The sequence below is a fragment of the Oceanicaulis sp. genome (assembly GCF_965284345.1).
In the GTDB taxonomy this organism is placed as follows: Bacteria; Pseudomonadota; Alphaproteobacteria; order Caulobacterales; family Maricaulaceae; genus Oceanicaulis; species Oceanicaulis alexandrii_A.
In genome coordinates this window covers 112,500-128,471 of sequence record NZ_OZ260073.1, presented here as the reverse complement: position 1 = coordinate 128,471, position 15,972 = coordinate 112,500, and the positions used below count along the sequence as shown (strand labels likewise).

General features: G+C 63.2%; 12 protein-coding genes. 7 read left to right on the top strand and 5 right to left on the bottom strand.

Going from position 1 to position 15,972, the window contains the following annotated elements; translation table 11 throughout:
* Positions 1–88: 88 nt before the first annotated feature.
* A complete protein-coding gene (locus tag ACQ66J_RS00615) occupies positions 89–2,617 on the top strand; it encodes a penicillin-binding protein 1A (protein ID WP_430430059.1) in 2,529 nt (842 codons plus the stop codon).
* Between the two features lie 113 nt (positions 2,618–2,730).
* Positions 2,731–3,844, top strand: a protein-coding gene (gene prfB, locus ACQ66J_RS00610) for a peptide chain release factor 2 (protein WP_430430057.1) whose coding sequence is annotated in 2 segments (ribosomal slippage) — positions 2,731–2,799 and positions 2,801–3,844 — 1,113 coding nt in all. Because the reading frame shifts where the segments join, the coding sequence is not laid out codon by codon here.
* 75 nt (positions 3,845–3,919) lie between these two features.
* On the opposite strand, the gene ACQ66J_RS00605 is transcribed toward prfB, so the two are convergent.
* The 4 genes from ACQ66J_RS00605 to bcp all read right to left on the bottom strand — a co-directional run bounded on the left by ACQ66J_RS00605 (position 3,920) and on the right by bcp (position 7,173).
* Positions 3,920–4,408: a bactofilin family protein gene (locus tag ACQ66J_RS00605; protein WP_375548906.1), complete on the bottom strand. Its 489-nt coding sequence runs from the start codon at positions 4,406–4,408 to the stop codon at positions 3,920–3,922.
* Positions 4,409–4,472: 64 nt separating this feature from the next.
* Positions 4,473–5,711: a M23 family metallopeptidase gene (locus tag ACQ66J_RS00600; protein ID WP_430430054.1), complete on the bottom strand. Its 1,239-nt coding sequence runs from the start codon at positions 5,709–5,711 to the stop codon at positions 4,473–4,475.
* A gap of 155 nt (positions 5,712–5,866) precedes the next feature.
* A complete protein-coding gene (locus tag ACQ66J_RS00595) occupies positions 5,867–6,709 on the bottom strand; it encodes a ferritin-like domain-containing protein (RefSeq protein ID WP_430430052.1) in 843 nt (280 codons plus the stop codon).
* The gene (bcp, locus tag ACQ66J_RS00590) at positions 6,706–7,173 is read right to left on the bottom strand and encodes a thioredoxin-dependent thiol peroxidase (protein WP_430430050.1); all 468 of its coding nucleotides are present in this window, start codon (positions 7,171–7,173) and stop codon (positions 6,706–6,708) included. Before bcp ends, ACQ66J_RS00595 begins: the two co-directional genes overlap by 4 nt.
* 94 nt (positions 7,174–7,267) lie before the next feature.
* On the opposite strand from bcp, the gene ACQ66J_RS00585 reads away from it, so the two are divergent.
* Together ACQ66J_RS00585 and ACQ66J_RS00580 are read left to right on the top strand one after the other, a co-directional pair.
* Positions 7,268–10,732 (top strand): DUF3971 domain-containing protein, encoded by a 3,465-nt coding sequence (locus ACQ66J_RS00585; protein ID WP_430430048.1) that lies wholly within the window; start codon positions 7,268–7,270, stop codon positions 10,730–10,732.
* Positions 10,729–11,835 (top strand): anhydro-N-acetylmuramic acid kinase, encoded by a 1,107-nt coding sequence (locus ACQ66J_RS00580; RefSeq protein ID WP_430430046.1) that lies wholly within the window; start codon positions 10,729–10,731, stop codon positions 11,833–11,835. Before ACQ66J_RS00585 ends, ACQ66J_RS00580 begins: the two co-directional genes overlap by 4 nt.
* 82 nt (positions 11,836–11,917) lie before the next feature.
* Here ACQ66J_RS00580 and ACQ66J_RS00575 read toward each other — a convergent pair whose 3' ends face one another.
* Complete coding sequence (locus ACQ66J_RS00575) at positions 11,918–12,601, bottom strand: alpha/beta hydrolase (RefSeq protein ID WP_375548911.1); 684 nt, start codon at positions 12,599–12,601, stop codon at positions 11,918–11,920.
* Positions 12,602–12,834: 233 nt separating this feature from the next.
* Between ACQ66J_RS00575 and ACQ66J_RS00570 the strand changes: the two genes are divergently transcribed.
* From ACQ66J_RS00570 to sufB, 3 genes are read left to right on the top strand one after another with little or no spacing between them, the layout of a single operon-like run.
* Positions 12,835–13,302, top strand: coding sequence for an Rrf2 family transcriptional regulator (locus ACQ66J_RS00570; RefSeq protein WP_430430044.1), 468 nt, complete (start codon positions 12,835–12,837; stop codon positions 13,300–13,302).
* Complete coding sequence (locus ACQ66J_RS00565) at positions 13,299–14,438, top strand: cysteine desulfurase family protein (RefSeq protein ID WP_430430042.1); 1,140 nt, start codon at positions 13,299–13,301, stop codon at positions 14,436–14,438. Before ACQ66J_RS00570 ends, ACQ66J_RS00565 begins: the two co-directional genes overlap by 4 nt.
* A 20-nt stretch (positions 14,439–14,458) precedes the next feature.
* Entirely contained in the window at positions 14,459–15,970 is a 1,512-nt protein-coding gene (gene sufB / locus ACQ66J_RS00560) for a Fe-S cluster assembly protein SufB (protein ID WP_430430040.1), read from the top strand.
* Positions 15,971–15,972: the final 2 nt, after the last annotated feature.

Below are 15,972 nucleotides of genomic sequence, written 5' to 3'. Positions count from 1 at the left end.
TGACGCCTGAGACACGCCATAATAGCGCCATCTGAGGGCGTAATAAGGCGGGGGCGGGCAGGCCTTGCGCGCCGTCTATGAGGGCAAGATGAAGCTGTTGAGTTGGAAAAACGCGTTGCGTGCCTTGATCTGGGGCGCCGGCGCGGCGGTGGTCTTAGGCGTGGTGGCGTCAATCGCCATTGCTGTCTATGTGGTGCGCGTCACTGAAGACCTGCCTGATTATCAGCAGCTTGCGGAATATGAACCCCCGATCATGAGCCGGGTGCATGCTGGCGATGGACGCCTGATTCAGGAATACGCCATCGAGCACCGCGTCTTCGTGCCGATCGAGAATATTCCGCCGCTCGTCATCGACGCCTATCTGTCCGCCGAGGACAAGAATTTCTACAATCATGGCGGCGTGGATTATCTGGGCATGATCCGGGGCGGCATCCGATCGGTGATTGCGCGTCTGCGCAATCCGAACGCGGCGCTGCAATCGGGCTCAACCATCACCCAGCAGGTGGCCAAGAACTTCCTCTTCAGCTCCGACCAGCGCATCGACCGCAAGATTCGCGAGATCGTCATTTCGCGTCGGATGGAGCGCGCCTTCACCAAGGACCAGATCCTCGAGCTCTATCTCAACGAGATTTACCTCGGCAATCGCGCGTACGGCATCGCCGCTGCGGCGTTGAACTATTTTGATAAATCGCTGGACGAGCTGGAATTGCACGAAGCGGCCTATCTGGCCGCCCTGCCCAAAGGGCCGAGCAATTATCATCCGACCCGCAATACCGAAGCCGCCATTGGCCGCCGCAACTGGGTGCTCTCACGCATGATCGCCAATGGCGTCATCAGCCGCGAAGAGGGTGAAGCGGCGATGCAGACGCCGCTGGAGACCGCCGAGCGGCTGGATGGTGACGAATATCTGGCGGCGGAGTATTTCGTCGAGCAAGTGCGTCGCGAAGTCTTCAACCGCTACGGCCAGGATCAGCTCTATGAAGGCGGGCTGTCGATCCGCACCACGCTGGACACCCGCATGCAGCTGGCCGCCCGTGCGGCCTTGCGGGATGGACTTGAGACCTATGATCGCCGCCACGGCTATCGCGGTCCGGTCGCGCAGATGGAGAGCTTTGACGCCTGGCCGGACCAGTTGGCGGAGATCGATCCGCCAGCAGACCTTGATGAGGGTTGGCGTCTGGCTGTGGTTCTGGAAATGACGGACAGCGATGCGCTGATCGGGTTCGCCGATCGCACCCGCGGCCGCATTCCGCTTTACGCTCTGGCCTGGGCGCGTGAGCCGCGTCGGGACGAGGATGGCTTCCCGCGCACGGGCGGCGCCATTGGGCGGCCGTCTGACGTCTTCGAGCTGGGTGATGTGGTCATCGTTGAGGATCTGGTCGCCGAGGACGCGCCGGAGCAAACCGTAGAGGACGATCATTACGGCTTGCGGCAGTTGCCGGACGTCAATGGCGGCATTGTTGCGATTGACCCGTTCACGGGCCGGGTTCTGGCGATGGTGGGCGGCTATTCCTTCCAGCACAGCCAGTTTAACCGCGCCGTCCAGGCGCGCCGTCAGCCGGGGTCCTCGTTCAAGCCGTTTGTCTATGCTGCGGCGCTTGAGAACGATTACACGCCTGTCTCGATCATTCTTGACGCGCCCTTCGTGGCGTCGGGCGACGCCGAAATGCGCTTTTACCGCCCGCAGAACTATTCAGAGGTGTTTTACGGCCCCTCCACGCTGCGGCGGGGGCTGGAATTGTCACGTAACGTCATGACGGTGCGCCTGGCGCAGGATATGGGCATGGCCCCTGTCGTGGATATCGGCGAACGGACTGGCATATATGACGATCTTCAGCCTACTCTCGCCATGTCGCTGGGCGCGGGTGAGACCACGTTGATGCGGCTGATCGGCGCCTATGGCGCTTTGGTCAATGGCGGCCTTCTGATCGAGCCGGCGCTGATCGACCGGGTTCAGGCCCGATCGGGCGAGACGATCTATATTCACGACCAGCGCGACTGCGTCGGGTGTGACGTGCCTGGCGGATACGAGTCTTCCCTGAACGAGCCGCAATTGCCCGAGTTGGGCGAGCAGATCATAGACCCAGTCACTTCCTATCAGATCGTGCATATGCTCGAAGGCGCTGTTCAGCGCGGCACAGCCACGGCCTTGCGCTCTCTGGGGCGTCCGCTGGGTGGCAAGACGGGCACCACCAACGACTTCCACGACGCCTGGTTTGTGGGCTTCAGTCCTGATCTGGTGGTGGGCGTCTATGTGGGCTTTGACACGCCCAGACCGCTCGGGTCGGGCGAGGCAGGCGGCCGGGTTGCGGCGCCGGTGGCGGCCGACTTCCTGGGCGCGGCGCTCGAAACCTATTCGGTCAGCCCGTTCCGGGTGCCCGACGGGGTGAGCCTGGCGCCGATTGATCGCGAGACCGGCGAACCGTCCGTCATCGGTCGCCCCGGCGTGATCCTGGAAGCGTTCAAACCCGGCACCGAGCCGCAGCGCGGCCAGACCAATGCAGAGGAAACGCTGAGCTTTGGCGCCAATGCGCTGGGCGTGGATTTCTCCTCGGGCGCGCCAAACGATGCAGACGATGATGATGACGACGAGGATACGCTGGGCGGGCTTTACTAGATCCCAGCCTCGCAGATTTTAAAGCCCACAACAGGCGCAGTCCCTTGTCCGGGGGCTGCGCCTCGTTTATCGACCCGATCCACCCTCTTTCCCAGACTATCAGGAGATCCGCCATGCGCGCCGAGATCGCTGAACTCAAAGACGCCATCGAACAGTCCACCGCCTTGCTACGGAGGCGTCTTTGACTGGCCTACGGCTGAGAAACGACTTGATGAACTGAACGCCAAGGCCGAAGACCCCACATTCTGGGACCGGCCCAGCGACGCCCAGGCGCTCATGCGTGAGCGTAACCGGCTTGACCAGTCCATGACCGAAGTGCGTGAGATCGACACCGATCTTGCTGACACGCTGGAGCTGGCCGAGATGGCCGAGCTGGACGGCGATGAAGAGCTGTATGAAGAGGCGGCGACCGCGCTGCGGGGGCTCAAGGCGCGCGCCGGCAAGGCGGAGCTGCAAGCCTTGTTGTCTGGCGAGGCCGACAGCAATGACAGCTATCTGGAAATCCATCCCGGCGCCGGCGGCACCGAAGCCCAGGACTGGGCGTCCATGCTGGCGCGCATGTATACGCGCTGGGCGGAGAAATCCGGCTACAAGGTTGAAGTGATCGAGGCGCAGGCCGGTGAAGAGGCGGGTCTGAAATCCATCACTATCCTTGTCAAGGGCGATAACGCCTATGGCTGGCTGAAGACCGAGGCGGGCGTGCACCGCCTGGTGCGCATCTCGCCCTATGACAGCTCGGGGCGTCGACATACCAGCTTCGCCTCGGTTTGGACCTATCCACTGGTGGACGACACCATCGATATCGAGATCGAGGACAAGGATGTGCGCGTGGACACCTATCGCGCGTCCGGCGCGGGTGGTCAGCACATCAACAAGACCGATTCCGCCGTGCGCCTGACCCACGAGCCCACCGGCATCGTGGTGGCGTGCCAGACCGATCGCTCCCAGCACAAGAACCGGTCGAACGCCTGGACCATGCTGCGCGCCCGCCTGTACGAGTTGGAGCTGCAAAAGCGCGAGGAAGCGGCCCAGGCCGACGCCGAATCCAAGACCGATATCGGCTGGGGCCACCAGATCCGCTCTTACGTGTTGCAGCCCTATCAGATGGTCAAGGATCTGCGCACCCAGGTTGAAACGTCAGACACCCAAGGGGTGCTGGACGGCGATCTGGACGACTTCATGGGCGCGGCGCTGGCCCAACGCGTGGGCAAGTCCGAAGAGGATTAAAACCCGGCGCGGACACGGAATACAAAAAAGGGCCGGCGATACGCCGGCCCTTTTTCTGTGTCTGTACCTGAAACCCTAGGATTTCGAGGTGAACGGGTCGTTGGCGACCGCCTTGTCCGCGCTGGCGGCGGCGGCCGGCGGCGGGGTGGAGGAGGCGGTGCTGGATGACGTGGAGGCGCTGCCGCTGCCGCTCTGTGCGGCCGGTTTGCTGGACGACCCCGATGAGGATTTGGCGTCCGACAGCGGATCCGAAGAGCGCTTGCACAGGCCGTCAAAGAAGGCGCCGCTCTCAATGGCGAGCGTCGCGTGGATCACATCGCCTTCCACGCGGGCGGTCGCAGAGAGCTGCACCTGGCGGGCGCGAACCGAGCCGACCACGCGGCCACGGATGACCACGTTTTCGGCGACCACTTCGCCCTTGATGGAGGCTTCTTCGCCGATCGTCAGGTCCGTTGCGCGAACATCGCCTTCCACAGCGCCGTCCAGCTGAACTTCGCCGTCTGACACGATGGAGCCGGTGATTTTCAGATCAGCGCTCAGAATGGATGGGGCTTTGGTTTTCATGGCGGACCTCTTGGTCGGAGCGGGGACGGCGGCGGCGTGACTGTCGCTGGGGGGCGTATCTTTTTTAGTGAACATAGCGTCCGGCTCTTATGTAATCTTCGGGGTCAATGTGTTCGCCGCGGAACCAGATTTCATAATGGAGATGCGTGCCGGTGGAACGTCCGGTCGATCCCATCCCCCCCAGTCTTTGGCCCAGCTCCACCTCATCGCCGCGGCGGACGTCGATAGCGTGAAGATGGCCATATCGTGTGCGGAACCCGTATCCGTGATCCACTTCGACAGTGCGACCATACCCGGCTCGCCAGCCCGCGTAAACGACCTCACCCGGCGCAGGCGCCACAATAGGTGCGTTTCTAAAGGCGGCGAAATCCTTGCCGGCATGCATGGCCAGACGGCGCGTGAACGGGTCGATGCGGGCGCCATACCGCGATGTCTCGCGGAAAGGCCCGTCGATCGGCAGTCCCAGAGGCGTGGCGTTGAGCAGGTTTTCCACCTGTTCGCTTTCCACAATCCGGTTGGCGATGCGGGCGACGCGCGCATTGAAGGGGTCATCGAGATTAAGCGCATCGCTGAACAGCGGCGCCTGATCGAGACTGATCAGAGGGCCGCCGGTCCCGCCGTCTTCACCCTCCAGCGGGCCTTCCTGCATGGCTTCATCCACCCGCATGCCGGTCAGACGCAAGACTGCGCGCAAATTCTCAAGGCGGCGTTCTGCGGCGTTCTCGGCTTCGGCCAGGGCGGCTTCCTGATCGGCCAGAAGCGCGGCGACACGCTCTTCAGCCAGGCCGTCAAAAGCTTCTTCCCCGACCGGATCCAGCAGCGCCTGGCGCGGATCAGGATCGGCGGGCGAGGCGGCCATCAAGATTCGACCTTCATCCATGCTGGGGCTCTCTCGCTCTTCCCCGACCGACAGATCGTCGGCGAAGTCCAGAAGGCGGCGAAGCGTGTCATGGCGCATCTGGAATTCGCCCGCCGTGCGGTCAAAGGCGTCGGTGCGCGATTCCATATAGGCGATGGCGGCGGCCTCGGCGGCGCGCGCTTCATCAACCTCGTTTTGATATTCGGCTTCGATCTGGGCGAATTGTTGTTTGACGCGCTGATCGGCTCGCCCGTCGAGCAGCATGCCGACGGTGGTAAGAGACAGCCAGACCGCCAGCAGACACACGCCCCCGATTGCCGAGAGTTGCATCTCGGTCGTGATAGCGAAGTATCTCACCTGACCCTCGGTCCGATGATAGATCTGCCGATCAGGGAAGCGTTGCTTGATCTGCTCCCACGGCCCGGCCAGTAGTCGTTTCACCATCCGACTGCGTTCGCCTCGCTATCCTCGCCCCTCGATGCGCTATCTCGCATGATAACGCATCGTTTATCAACTGATCCGTTGCAAGCCTTGTTCCGATCCCTAAGGGACAGGAATGAAAATGTTCCGTGCGTCGGCGTCAGATGCAAGTCCTGGTTTCAGGAAAGCTGTTCAGCCAAAGGCTGGTAGAAACATCCCGGCAAGCCCGCCGCCGCTCGGGCGTCCTCATTGAAGGGACGCTTCAACGCGCCGCTGAAATAAGTTGAAACCAGCCTGTGAAAGCAGTGTTCGGGCGTCTCGGTCTCATCGCGGCACACATGATCAAACCAGCGCGCGCCTGCGGCGACATGGCCCACTTCCTCTTCATAGATCACGCTCAGGATGGCGACGCTGTCAGCATCCCCCACGCTGGAGAGCTTCTCGATCATGGGCGGCGTGACGTCCAGCCCGCGCGCTTCGAGCACCAGGGGTGCGACGGCAAGCCGCGCCGCCAGATCATGCGCCGTGTTTTGCGCCGCCTCCCAGAGCCCGTCATGGGCCGCCAGATCGCCATAATCGCCGCCCATCTGCTGAAGACGATCACGCACCATGGTGAAATGACGCGCTTCGTCATCGCCGACGCTGATCCAGTCTGACACAAAGGCGGCGCGCTGATCGTCCGCAATTCTGGGATCGCCTGCGAAACGGGCGACCATGTCAAAATGCAGATCAATGGCGTTGAATTCGATATGCGCGACGGCATGCATCAGGGCGAAGCGCCCCTCAAGACTGCCCAGCCTGCGCCGCGGCGTTTGTCCAGGCGGTTTCAGCTCCGGGCGTAGCGGACGGCCTGGCGCAGACGGCGCGCGGGAGGGGGCGCCGGTTTCGGGCAAGTCGAGTTCGCCTGATCGCCAGGCGGCGGCGGTCTCCCGCGCCAGCCGGGTTTTGGCGTCAGGGGCGGCGGTTGCGACCACGCGCGCCGCCGCCTCCATCACGCAAGGTTTGGGCTGCAGCGTCGTCACGCAGATTTCACCGCGTCCAGAACCGCCTCCACATGGCCTTTGACCTTCACCTTGCGCCAGACCTGCTGGATCACGCCGTCGGAACCAATCAGATAGGTGCAACGTTCAATGCCCATGTATTTACGCCCATACATGTTCTTCTCCACCCAGGCGCCATAGGCCTCGGTGACGGCGCCGTCTTCGTCTGACGCCAGCACGACTTTCAGCTCATGCTTGTCGCGAAACTTGTCATGCTTGGCTACGGTGTCTTTGGACAGGCCGATGACAACTGCGTTTTCGGCGTTGAACGCATCGATATGCTCGGAAAAGCCGATGGCCTCGGTCGTGCAGCCGGGCGTGTCATCCTTGGGATAAAAGTACAGGACGACGGATTTGCCCTTCAGCTCACGTAATGACACCTGTCGGCCGCCATCTGCAGGAAGCGTGAAGTCTGGGGCCTTGTCGCCGGGCTTAAGCTCGCTCATGAGTGTCGTCCTTAATGATGATTTGCCGTGCTTCGGCCTGGAAGATTGTCAATTCGCCCCGCCACGTCCAGTCGCGACCCGACTTTGAGTTCATATGCGCCGTATCGCTCGTCTGTCCCTTCTCTATGTGCTTGAAGCGATCGCCGCGCTGCTGGCGCTGGCTGTGGTGGCGTTCGGCGCGGCGTTGTGGCGCCTCGCGGAGGGCCCGGTCAACGCCGAGATGATCCGCCCTGTCGTCACCGAAGTTCTTCTGGACGCGGTGAAGGGCGACGCGGCTGTCATCGGCGATCTTGAAATCAGCTTCGATCCGGCGCTCGCCGCCCTTGTGGTGACGGCGCGCGATGTTCGCATCACGCGTGAGACAGGCGATGTCGTCATTTCGTCAGAGCTGATCGAAGCAGGACTGGCGCTCGACCTGTTGATGACCGGACGGATCGCGCCCGTCAGCCTTGAGGCGCGCGGCGGCACGCTCTGGCTGTACCGAGACGAGCTGGGCCGTCTGACCGGCGGGCTGGGCGCGCTGGATGACCGCTTCGGCGCCACCCAGGAAAACGACAGCGTCACGCCTGATTTCGATATGGACCAGGCCAGCCGGGTGTTTGCACGCTTGTTGATGGTGGATGTCTCTGACGTCACCTTGCAGGTGCGTGAGGAATATCATGATTGGACCGGGCTGTTCACGGACATGGGCGGCGCGGTGAATCTGTCAGACGGCGTGGTGTCGCTGCGGGCGGAAGGCGGGCTGGTCACCTCCGCCGGCATGGCGCCGATCACGCTGGATGTGCAGACAGGCCGATCGCTGGACAGCGTTTTTGTCGAGGCGCGCCTGTCCAATCTGGTGCCGGCGGCGGCTGCGCCCTTGCAAGGCCCGTTTGCGGGCGTATCCGCGCTGGACGCGCCGTTCGACATGCACCTCGTGTTTGACGCCTCGCGAGAAGAGGGCCTGCGTCAGGCCAGTCTTCAAATGGTGGCGCAGTCCGGGGTTGTGCGCACCGCCAGCGGACAGACCGCCATACGCGACGCCCGCATTGACGCTGCCCTGGATGTGGAGGCGGGGCGCCTCGATCTGCAGACTGTGGAGGTGGATTCAGACCTATTGTCCTTGTCGCTGACCGGCGCGCTTTATGACTTTTCCGACTATGACGACGCAATCCCGGCGCGGGCGCGCTATGAGCTGACGTCCGGTGCGGGGCGTCTTGATCTTAACGGCGCCTTTCCCGAGCCGCTCCAATGGCGCTCCGCCGAACTGGCGGGGGTCATGGATATTGAAGAAAGCCTGATCAGTTTTGACATGCTGGACGCGGTGCTGCCCGCCGCCAGCGCGTCGATGACGGGCTCGCTGGCATTGGAGCCGACCATTGCGGGCTTGCTGCCCACCGTCAAACTCAGCGGTCCCGTTGAAGGCGCGCTCACCAAGACGGATGTCCTCAATCACTGGCCGGTCAATTTCGCGCTCGGCGCCCGGGACTGGGTGCGAGACAGCATTCTGGACGGTCGGGTGACCAATGCGACGCTCGACCTGAACCTCACCGCCCAGGCGCTGGCCGCCAAAACACTCTCGGATGAAGATCTGACCCTCAGCTTCCAGTTCTCCGATGCGGATGTGCGTTATATGAGCACGATGACGCCGCTGCTGGGGCTGTCAGGACAAGCGGTGCTCAGAGGCAACTCCTTAAGTCTTGAAGGCGCGGGCGGCGCCATCGGTGAGCTGGAAGCGACGCGGATTTATGTCGACATTCCGCGTCTGAATCCCAAAGGCGCCGTGGCGCGCTTTGGCGGCACGGGCAGGGGGGATGTTTCGGACTTCCTGGCGCTTGTCAGTGAGCCGCCGCTCAATCTTTCCAGCGAATACGGCTTTGAGCCTGAAGCGTTTGGCGGGCAGGGCGAGCTGGCGTTTGAAATCCGCCGTCCCATGTTGCGCATGGTTCCCGCCGAGGATCTGGGTTTTGATATTTCGGGACAGTTTGAAGAGGTTTCGGGCCCGGCGGGCCCGCCGGGCATCTCGTTGTCTGACGGCACAATGGCCCTGACGGTCAATCCTGAGGGGCTGCGCGCGGAAGGAGAGGCGCGGATCGCGTCAGCGGAGGCTCAGATCATCTGGACGGAGACGTTCGGGCTCGAGCCGGAGGTCAATTCTACTGAGGTGCGCGTGACGTCTGTCATGACCGCGCGAGAGCTGGACCAGCTCGGCCTGCCCTTGCGGCGCTTCATGGACGGAGCAGTGGGCGTTGACGCGACGATTGAAGGCCGGGGCCTCACCTTCTCGCAAATGGCGCTGGAGCTTGACCTTCAGAACGCCGCCATCGCCTTGCCTGCAGGGCTGTGGGACAAGCCCGCCGGCGAGCCGGCCGCTGCATCCTTGCAGGCGGGGGTGGCGGAGGACGGCGCGGTTCAGCTGAACCAACTGCGCCTCACGGGCGAGGACGTGGCGCTGGAGACCAGCGCGGACCTGGCCCCGGACGGGCGCTTGCTGGCGGCGCAGGCGTCTCGTGTGTTCGTTCGCGACAGGCTTGACCTCAGTGCAGAGATTTCCCGACCCGACGGTCCGGAGGGGGTGCTGCAGATCGCCGTCCAGGGCCCGTTCATGGATGCAGAAGACCTGTTCGGGATCGCGGCGCCGTCGGGCGGCGGCGTGACCTTGGGCGCCTCGGTGAATTTTGAAGGTGTTCTGGACCGGGTTCTGGTGCGTGATCAGCGCTTCACCGACGTGGGGCTGGTGCTGAACGTGCGGCCTGAAGGGGTTGAGCGGTTCGTTCTGGAGGCTGACGCAGCGCAAGGTCCTGTCATCGTCCGGTTTGAACCTGAACAGGACACCGGGGTGCGCCGGTTGAGCGCCTTGGGGCCGGACGCGGGGCTGTTGCTGTCTGCCTTCGCCGGGTTTGACAATATTTATGGCGGGTCCCTGAGGCTGAGCGGGGAGGCGCCGCCTTTGGGCCAGCCGGGCGGGGTCAGCGGCGAGATCGAAGTGGGCGCGTTCACACTGAACCGCATGCCTTTGCTGGCGCGGGTCCTTGCCGCAGGCTCGCTGGAAGGGCTGGGAGGTTTGCTGAGCGGTCAGGGCATCGGCTTTGAGCGTCTGCAGAGTGAGTTTGTCTGGCAGGACGGCATCATCGAGATGCGAGAGGCGCGCGTCGCCGGGGCGTCTCTGGGGGCGACCTGGAACGGGCTTGTGGATTTCAGCGATGAACGCATGTCGGTGAACGGCACGCTTTTACCCTCTTACGGCGTCAATTCGGTTCTGGGCTCGGTTCCGGTTCTCGGCGAGCTTCTGACTTCACGTCGGGGGGAAGGCGTGATCGGGGTGACTTTCTCGGTCAGCGGCCCGTTCAGTGAAACGCGTGTCAGCGCCAATCCGCTCTCTGCGCTCGCGCCGGGCGTCTTCCGGCGTATTTTCGAAGGCACGTCTGCGGAGCGCGAACTAGAGGCGCTGGAGGCGGAACGCCGTGAGGAGCAGGCCCAGGCCCGTGAAGCGCGCGAGACCGCAGCTGATGACGCTGAAACGCCGCCAGACGCCCCAGACGACCCGCCTACAGACACGCCTCAACAGGATACGCCATGATCTGCATCGGTTTGATGAGCGGCACCTCGCTGGACGGTGTGGACGCAGCCTTGCTTGAAACGGACGGCGAGACCATCACCCGATTTGGCCCGGGCGGCGAAACCGCCTTCGCCCCGCAAGAGCGCGCGGTGTTGAAAGCGGCGGTCGATGCTGCGCTCGACTGGCGCTTTGAAGGGGCGGAGCCTGACATTTTCAAGCAGGCCGAAGACGTGCTCACCCAGACCCATGCACGCGCCGTTGAGGCTGTGGCCGAGCACGCCGGGCTGACATTGGCCGAGATTGATCTGGTGGGCTTTCACGGACAAACGGTCATCCATATCCCGCCACAGCCGGGGCGACCGGGCCGGACCTGTCAGCTGGGTGACGGCGCCGCGCTGTCGCAGCGTCTGGGCATACCAGTGGCGTATGATTTTCGCACCGCCGACATGGATGCTGGGGGGCAAGGGGCGCCGCTGGCGCCGATTTATCACGCCGTGCTGGCGCAGGGGTCAGGACTTGAGCGGCCTTTGGGCGTTCTCAATATTGGCGGCGTCGCCAATCTGACCCTCATCCGGTCCGACGGAACGCTCGACGCGTTCGACACCGGGCCCGGCAACGGACTGATTGACGCCTGGGTGGAGGAACGTACGGGCCAGACCATGGATCGGGACGGCGCCCTGGCCGCTGAAGGACGCGTGCATGAGGCGGGCCTGGCGGACTTGCTGGCGCACCCGCATTTTGCGCTGGAAGGCCCCAAATCGCTCGACCGTTGGGATTTCTCCCTTGATGCTGCGCGCAATCTGACAGTAGAGGACGGCGCGGCGACGCTGAGCCAGTTCACCGCGGAAGCCATTGGCCAGGGGCTTCAGGCTTGTCTTGAGCGTCCTGAGCGGCTGATCGTTTGCGGCGGCGGGCGCAAGAATGCCGACCTTCTGCGCCGTATCAGCGAGGTCACAGGTCTGTCAGTCTGCAGCGCGGAAGCCGTGGGCTGGCGCGGCGATCTGATCGAGGCGGAAGCCTTCGCCGTGCTGGCGGCGCGAACGTTGCGCGGCTTGCCGCTCAGCTTTCCGGGCACGACGGGGATTGCGCAACCGCTTACGGGCGGCCGTATCGCGCGGCCCTGATCAATTGCCGCCTCAGCACAAACAAAAAAGCCCCGGTCTGATGACCGGGGCTTTTGTCTTGGAAGGCGAGCCGCCTAGCGACTTAGCGCTTGCCGGTGTTCGCCATCTCGGCGCGCTCCACATCCACTTCAGGCAGGCGCTTGTCGAGATAGGTCTTCACCGATGCTTCCAGCGGTTCGAGATGGTCGGTGAACAGATGGCCGGCGCCCTTGATGATGTCATGGGTCATGATGATCCCCTTCTGGGTGCGCACCTTGCTCATGGCGCGCTCCATCTCGTCATGGGGGACGATGGCGTCAGATTCCCCATGGGCGATCAGGCCCGACGCCGGGCAGGGCGCCAGGAAGCTGAAATCATACATGTTGGTGGGCGGCGACACCGAGATGAAGCCGGCGATTTCGGGGCGGCGCATCAGAAGCTGCATGGCGATCCAGGCGCCGAAGGAATGCCCGGCCACCCAGCAATAGGACGCATTGGGATTGTGCGCCTGGGCCCAGTCGAGCGCGGTGGCGGCGTCTGACAATTCGCCCAGGCCCTGATCGTACGTGCCCTGGCTGCGGCCGACGCCGCGGAAATTGAACCGCAGCACGGAAAAGCCGCGCTCCTTGAACTCGTCATACATCATGGTGCTGACCGGCGTGTCCATATGACCGCCGCCACGCGGGTGGGCGTGCAGGATCAGCGCGACGGGAGCGCCAGGGGTCTTGGACGGGCTGTATTTGCCTTCAAGGCGGCCGGCCGGGCCGGGAATGATAACGTCGGGCATGGAAAGCTTACGGGTCCTGCTTCAATTTCCCTAGCTCTGCACTCAGGAATTGATTTCCAGGTGGTGCAAGGGGTGTGCGAAAACCAAGTCCTAATACTTGACTCTCGCGCTGGGGATACTAGCTCCCTAGTACGCGAGCGCTGTTAGACAATCGGATCGGCCTCATAACACAGCCGGGACGCACAATGCGAGCGCGCCACGCTTATTTGTACGGGTTAGCGAAGGATAATGTCATGAAGCTGAGCACCAAGGGGCGTTATGCAGTCATGGCCATGGTCGATCTCGCCCAGGCCAGCCAAGAGCGTCCTGTTCCGCTCGGCGACATCGCCTCGCGCCAGGAAATCTCGCTCTCCTACCTTGAGCAACTATTCGCAAAGCTGCGTCGCGCGGGCGTCGTCAAATCCGTGCGCGGCCCGGGCGGCGGCTACAAGCTGGGGCGGGGCCTCAATGAAACCCGCATTGCCGACATCATGCTGGCGGTTGAAGAGCCGGTGGACGTGACCCGATGCCAGGGCAAGGCGGCGGGCTGTCTGGAAAGCGGACGGCGCTGCGTCACCCACGATCTCTGGGATGAGTTGAGCCGTCATATCCATCTCTTCCTCAGCGATGTGACTTTGGAAGACGTGCTGGAGCGCCGTGTGATGGGCTTGTCCATGGGCCGCCGTACGGCGAGCGCGACCCTGGAGGCGGCGGCGGAGTGACGGTTTATCTCGATCATAACGCCACGGCGCCGATCCGGCCTGAAGCGCGCGCCAGCGTGATCGAGGCCCTGGATTGCGTCGGCAATCCGTCTTCGGTTCACGGGACGGGGCGAAGTGCGCGTGCGCGGGTCGAGGCGGCGCGCAGCTTGATCGCCAAAAAGATCTGCACCCGGGCCGAAGATCTGGTTTTCACCTCCGGCGGCACCGAAGCGAACAATCTCGGTCTCAAGGCTGGCATCGCGGCTGGCGCGACGCGTGTGATCGTGTCCGCGATCGAGCATGAAGCCGTCGGCGCTGCTGCACGCGCGCTGGGCGTGCCGTTTGACGTCTGGCCGGTGACGGCGGACGGAACGGCGGACATGCAATGGCTTCAGGATCGCCTGCAACGCGCTGAACAGGAAGGCGAAACGCCGATCTTGTTCGCGCTGATGGCGGCCAATAACGAAACCGGCGTGATCCAGCCTTATGAGCAGGCGGGCCGATTGATCCGCGAGGCGGGCCATCTCTATCACATCGACGCGGTGCAGATGCTGGGCAAGGCCGCGTTTGATTTCGCGGGCTCCATGGCGCACTTCGCCGCGCTGTCTTCACACAAGGTCGGCGGCCCGCAAGGCGTCGGCGCGCTGGCGGTGGCCTGTGAAGCCGGCGTCGCCGCGCAAGTGATAGGCGGCGGCCAGGAAAAGGGCCGACGCGCGGGCACTGAAAACGTGGCCGGCATCGCCGGCTTCGGTGCGGCTGTCGGCGCAGCGGGGGGTGAGGAAGAACTCATCCGGATCAAAGGTTTGCGTGACGCTTTGCAGGCGCGACTTCAGGCGGGCGCTCCCGAGATCACGATCTGGGGTGAGCGCGAGAACCGGCTCGACAATACGCTGTGTCTCTCCGCGCCGGGCTGGCCCAGCGAGATCCAGGTGATCGCGCTGGATCTGAACGGTTTTGCGGTGAGCGCCGGATCGGCTTGCTCGTCGGGCAAGGTGCGCAAATCGAAAGTACTGGAAGCCATGGGGGCGTCATCTGCCGATGCGGAGAGCGCGCTGCGCATTTCGCTGGGCTGGACGACGACCGAAGACGATATCGAGGCGTTCGCGAACGCCTGGCTGAGTGAATATACCCGCCTGCGCCCCCGCGCGGCGGTCTGAGAGTAAAAAGGAAGCGGCTTATGCCTGCGGTCAAGGAAACCATCGAAGACGTCCGTCAGCTGGAATCTGACAAGTACAAGTACGGCTTCACCACCGAGATCGAGCAAGAGCGCGCGCCCAAGGGTCTGAGCGAAGACACCGTGCGCTTTATCTCGGCCAAGAAAGGCGAGCCCGACTGGCTGCTCGACTGGCGTCTGGAGGCTTATCGCCGTTGGACCCAGATGAAGGAGCCCGACTGGGCGAAAGTGGGCTATCCGCCGATCGACTATCAGGACGCTTATTATTACGCAGCGCCCAAAGACTCAGCGAAATACAAAAGCTTGGACGAGGTTCCTCAGGAGCTGCTCGACACCTACAAGAAGCTCGGCATTCCGCTGAAAGAAGCGGAAGTCCTGCTCGGTGTTGAAGGCGCGGACGCCAGCGCCGCCGATGCGCGCACCGAAGGGTCGCAGCGCAAGGTGGCCGTGGATGCGGTGTTTGACTCTGTCTCGGTGGTGACGACCTTCAAGGAAGAGCTGTCCAAAGCCGGCGTGATCTTCATGCCGATCTCCGAAGCGGTTCACGAATACCCCGAGCTGATCAAGAAATATCTCGGCTCGGTCGTGCCGGTGACGGACAATTTCTTCGCCACGCTCAATAGCGCGGTCTTCTCGGACGGCTCGTTCGTCTACGTGCCCAAGGGCGTGCGCTGCCCGATGGAGCTGTCGACCTATTTCCGGATTAACGCGGAAGGCACCGGCCAGTTTGAACGCACGCTGATCATTGCGGATGAGGGCGCCTATGTGTCCTATCTCGAGGGCTGCACCGCGCCTATGCGCGATGAAAACCAGCTGCACGCCGCCGTGGTGGAACTGGTCGTGCTCGACGAGGCCGAGATCAAATATTCGACGGTTCAGAACTGGTGGCCGGGCGATGCGGACGGCAAGGGCGGGGTCTATAACTTCGTCACAAAGCGCGCCGATTGCCGGGGCCGGAATTCGAAAGTCAGCTGGACCCAGGTCGAGACGGGCTCCGCGATTACCTGGAAATACCCCTCCTGCGTCCTCAAGGGCGATGGCAGCCAGGGCGAGTTCTATTCCATCGCTGTGACCAATGGCCGCCAGCAGGCCGATACCGGCACCAAGATGATTCATCTGGGCCGCAATACGAAGTCGCGGGTGATCTCCAAGGGCATCTCGGCAGGTAAATCGGATCAGACCTATCGCGGGCTCGTCTCCGTGCATGGCAAAGCCGAAGGCGCGCGGAACTTCACCCAGTGCGACAGCCTCCTCATCGGCGACACCTGCGGCGCGCACACCGTGCCCTATATCGAATGCAAGACGCCAAAAGCCACGCTGGAGCATGAGGCGACCACCTCCAAGCTCTCTGAAGAACAGCTCTTCTATGCGCGCCAGCGCGGCCTTGATGAAGAAAGCGCCGTGGCGCTCTTGGTGAACGGCTTCTGCCGCGAAGTGCTGCAGGAACTGCCCATGGAGTTCGCCGTGGAAGCTCAGGCTTTGCTGAAAGTCTCGCTCGAAGGGAGCGTGGGCTAAGC

Bases quoted from the DNA above. Each gene is read 5' to 3' on its own strand.
- ACQ66J_RS00575 (WP_375548911.1), bottom strand. From the start codon at position 12,601: ATGCCCGACGTTATCATTCCCGGCCCGGCCGGCCGCCTTGAAGGCAAA.
- ACQ66J_RS00615 (WP_430430059.1), top strand. From the start codon at position 89: ATGAAGCTGTTGAGTTGGAAAAACGCGTTGCGTGCCTTGATCTGGGGC.
- sufB (WP_430430040.1), top strand. From the start codon at position 14,459: ATGCCTGCGGTCAAGGAAACCATCGAAGACGTCCGTCAGCTGGAATCT.
- ACQ66J_RS00605 (WP_375548906.1), bottom strand. From the start codon at position 4,408: ATGAAAACCAAAGCCCCATCCATTCTGAGCGCTGATCTGAAAATCACC.
- bcp (WP_430430050.1), bottom strand. From the start codon at position 7,173: ATGAGCGAGCTTAAGCCCGGCGACAAGGCCCCAGACTTCACGCTTCCT.
- ACQ66J_RS00570 (WP_430430044.1), top strand. From the start codon at position 12,835: ATGAAGCTGAGCACCAAGGGGCGTTATGCAGTCATGGCCATGGTCGAT.
- ACQ66J_RS00585 (WP_430430048.1), top strand. From the start codon at position 7,268: ATGCGCCGTATCGCTCGTCTGTCCCTTCTCTATGTGCTTGAAGCGATC.
- ACQ66J_RS00600 (WP_430430054.1), bottom strand. From the start codon at position 5,711: ATGGTGAAACGACTACTGGCCGGGCCGTGGGAGCAGATCAAGCAACGC.
- ACQ66J_RS00580 (WP_430430046.1), top strand. From the start codon at position 10,729: ATGATCTGCATCGGTTTGATGAGCGGCACCTCGCTGGACGGTGTGGAC.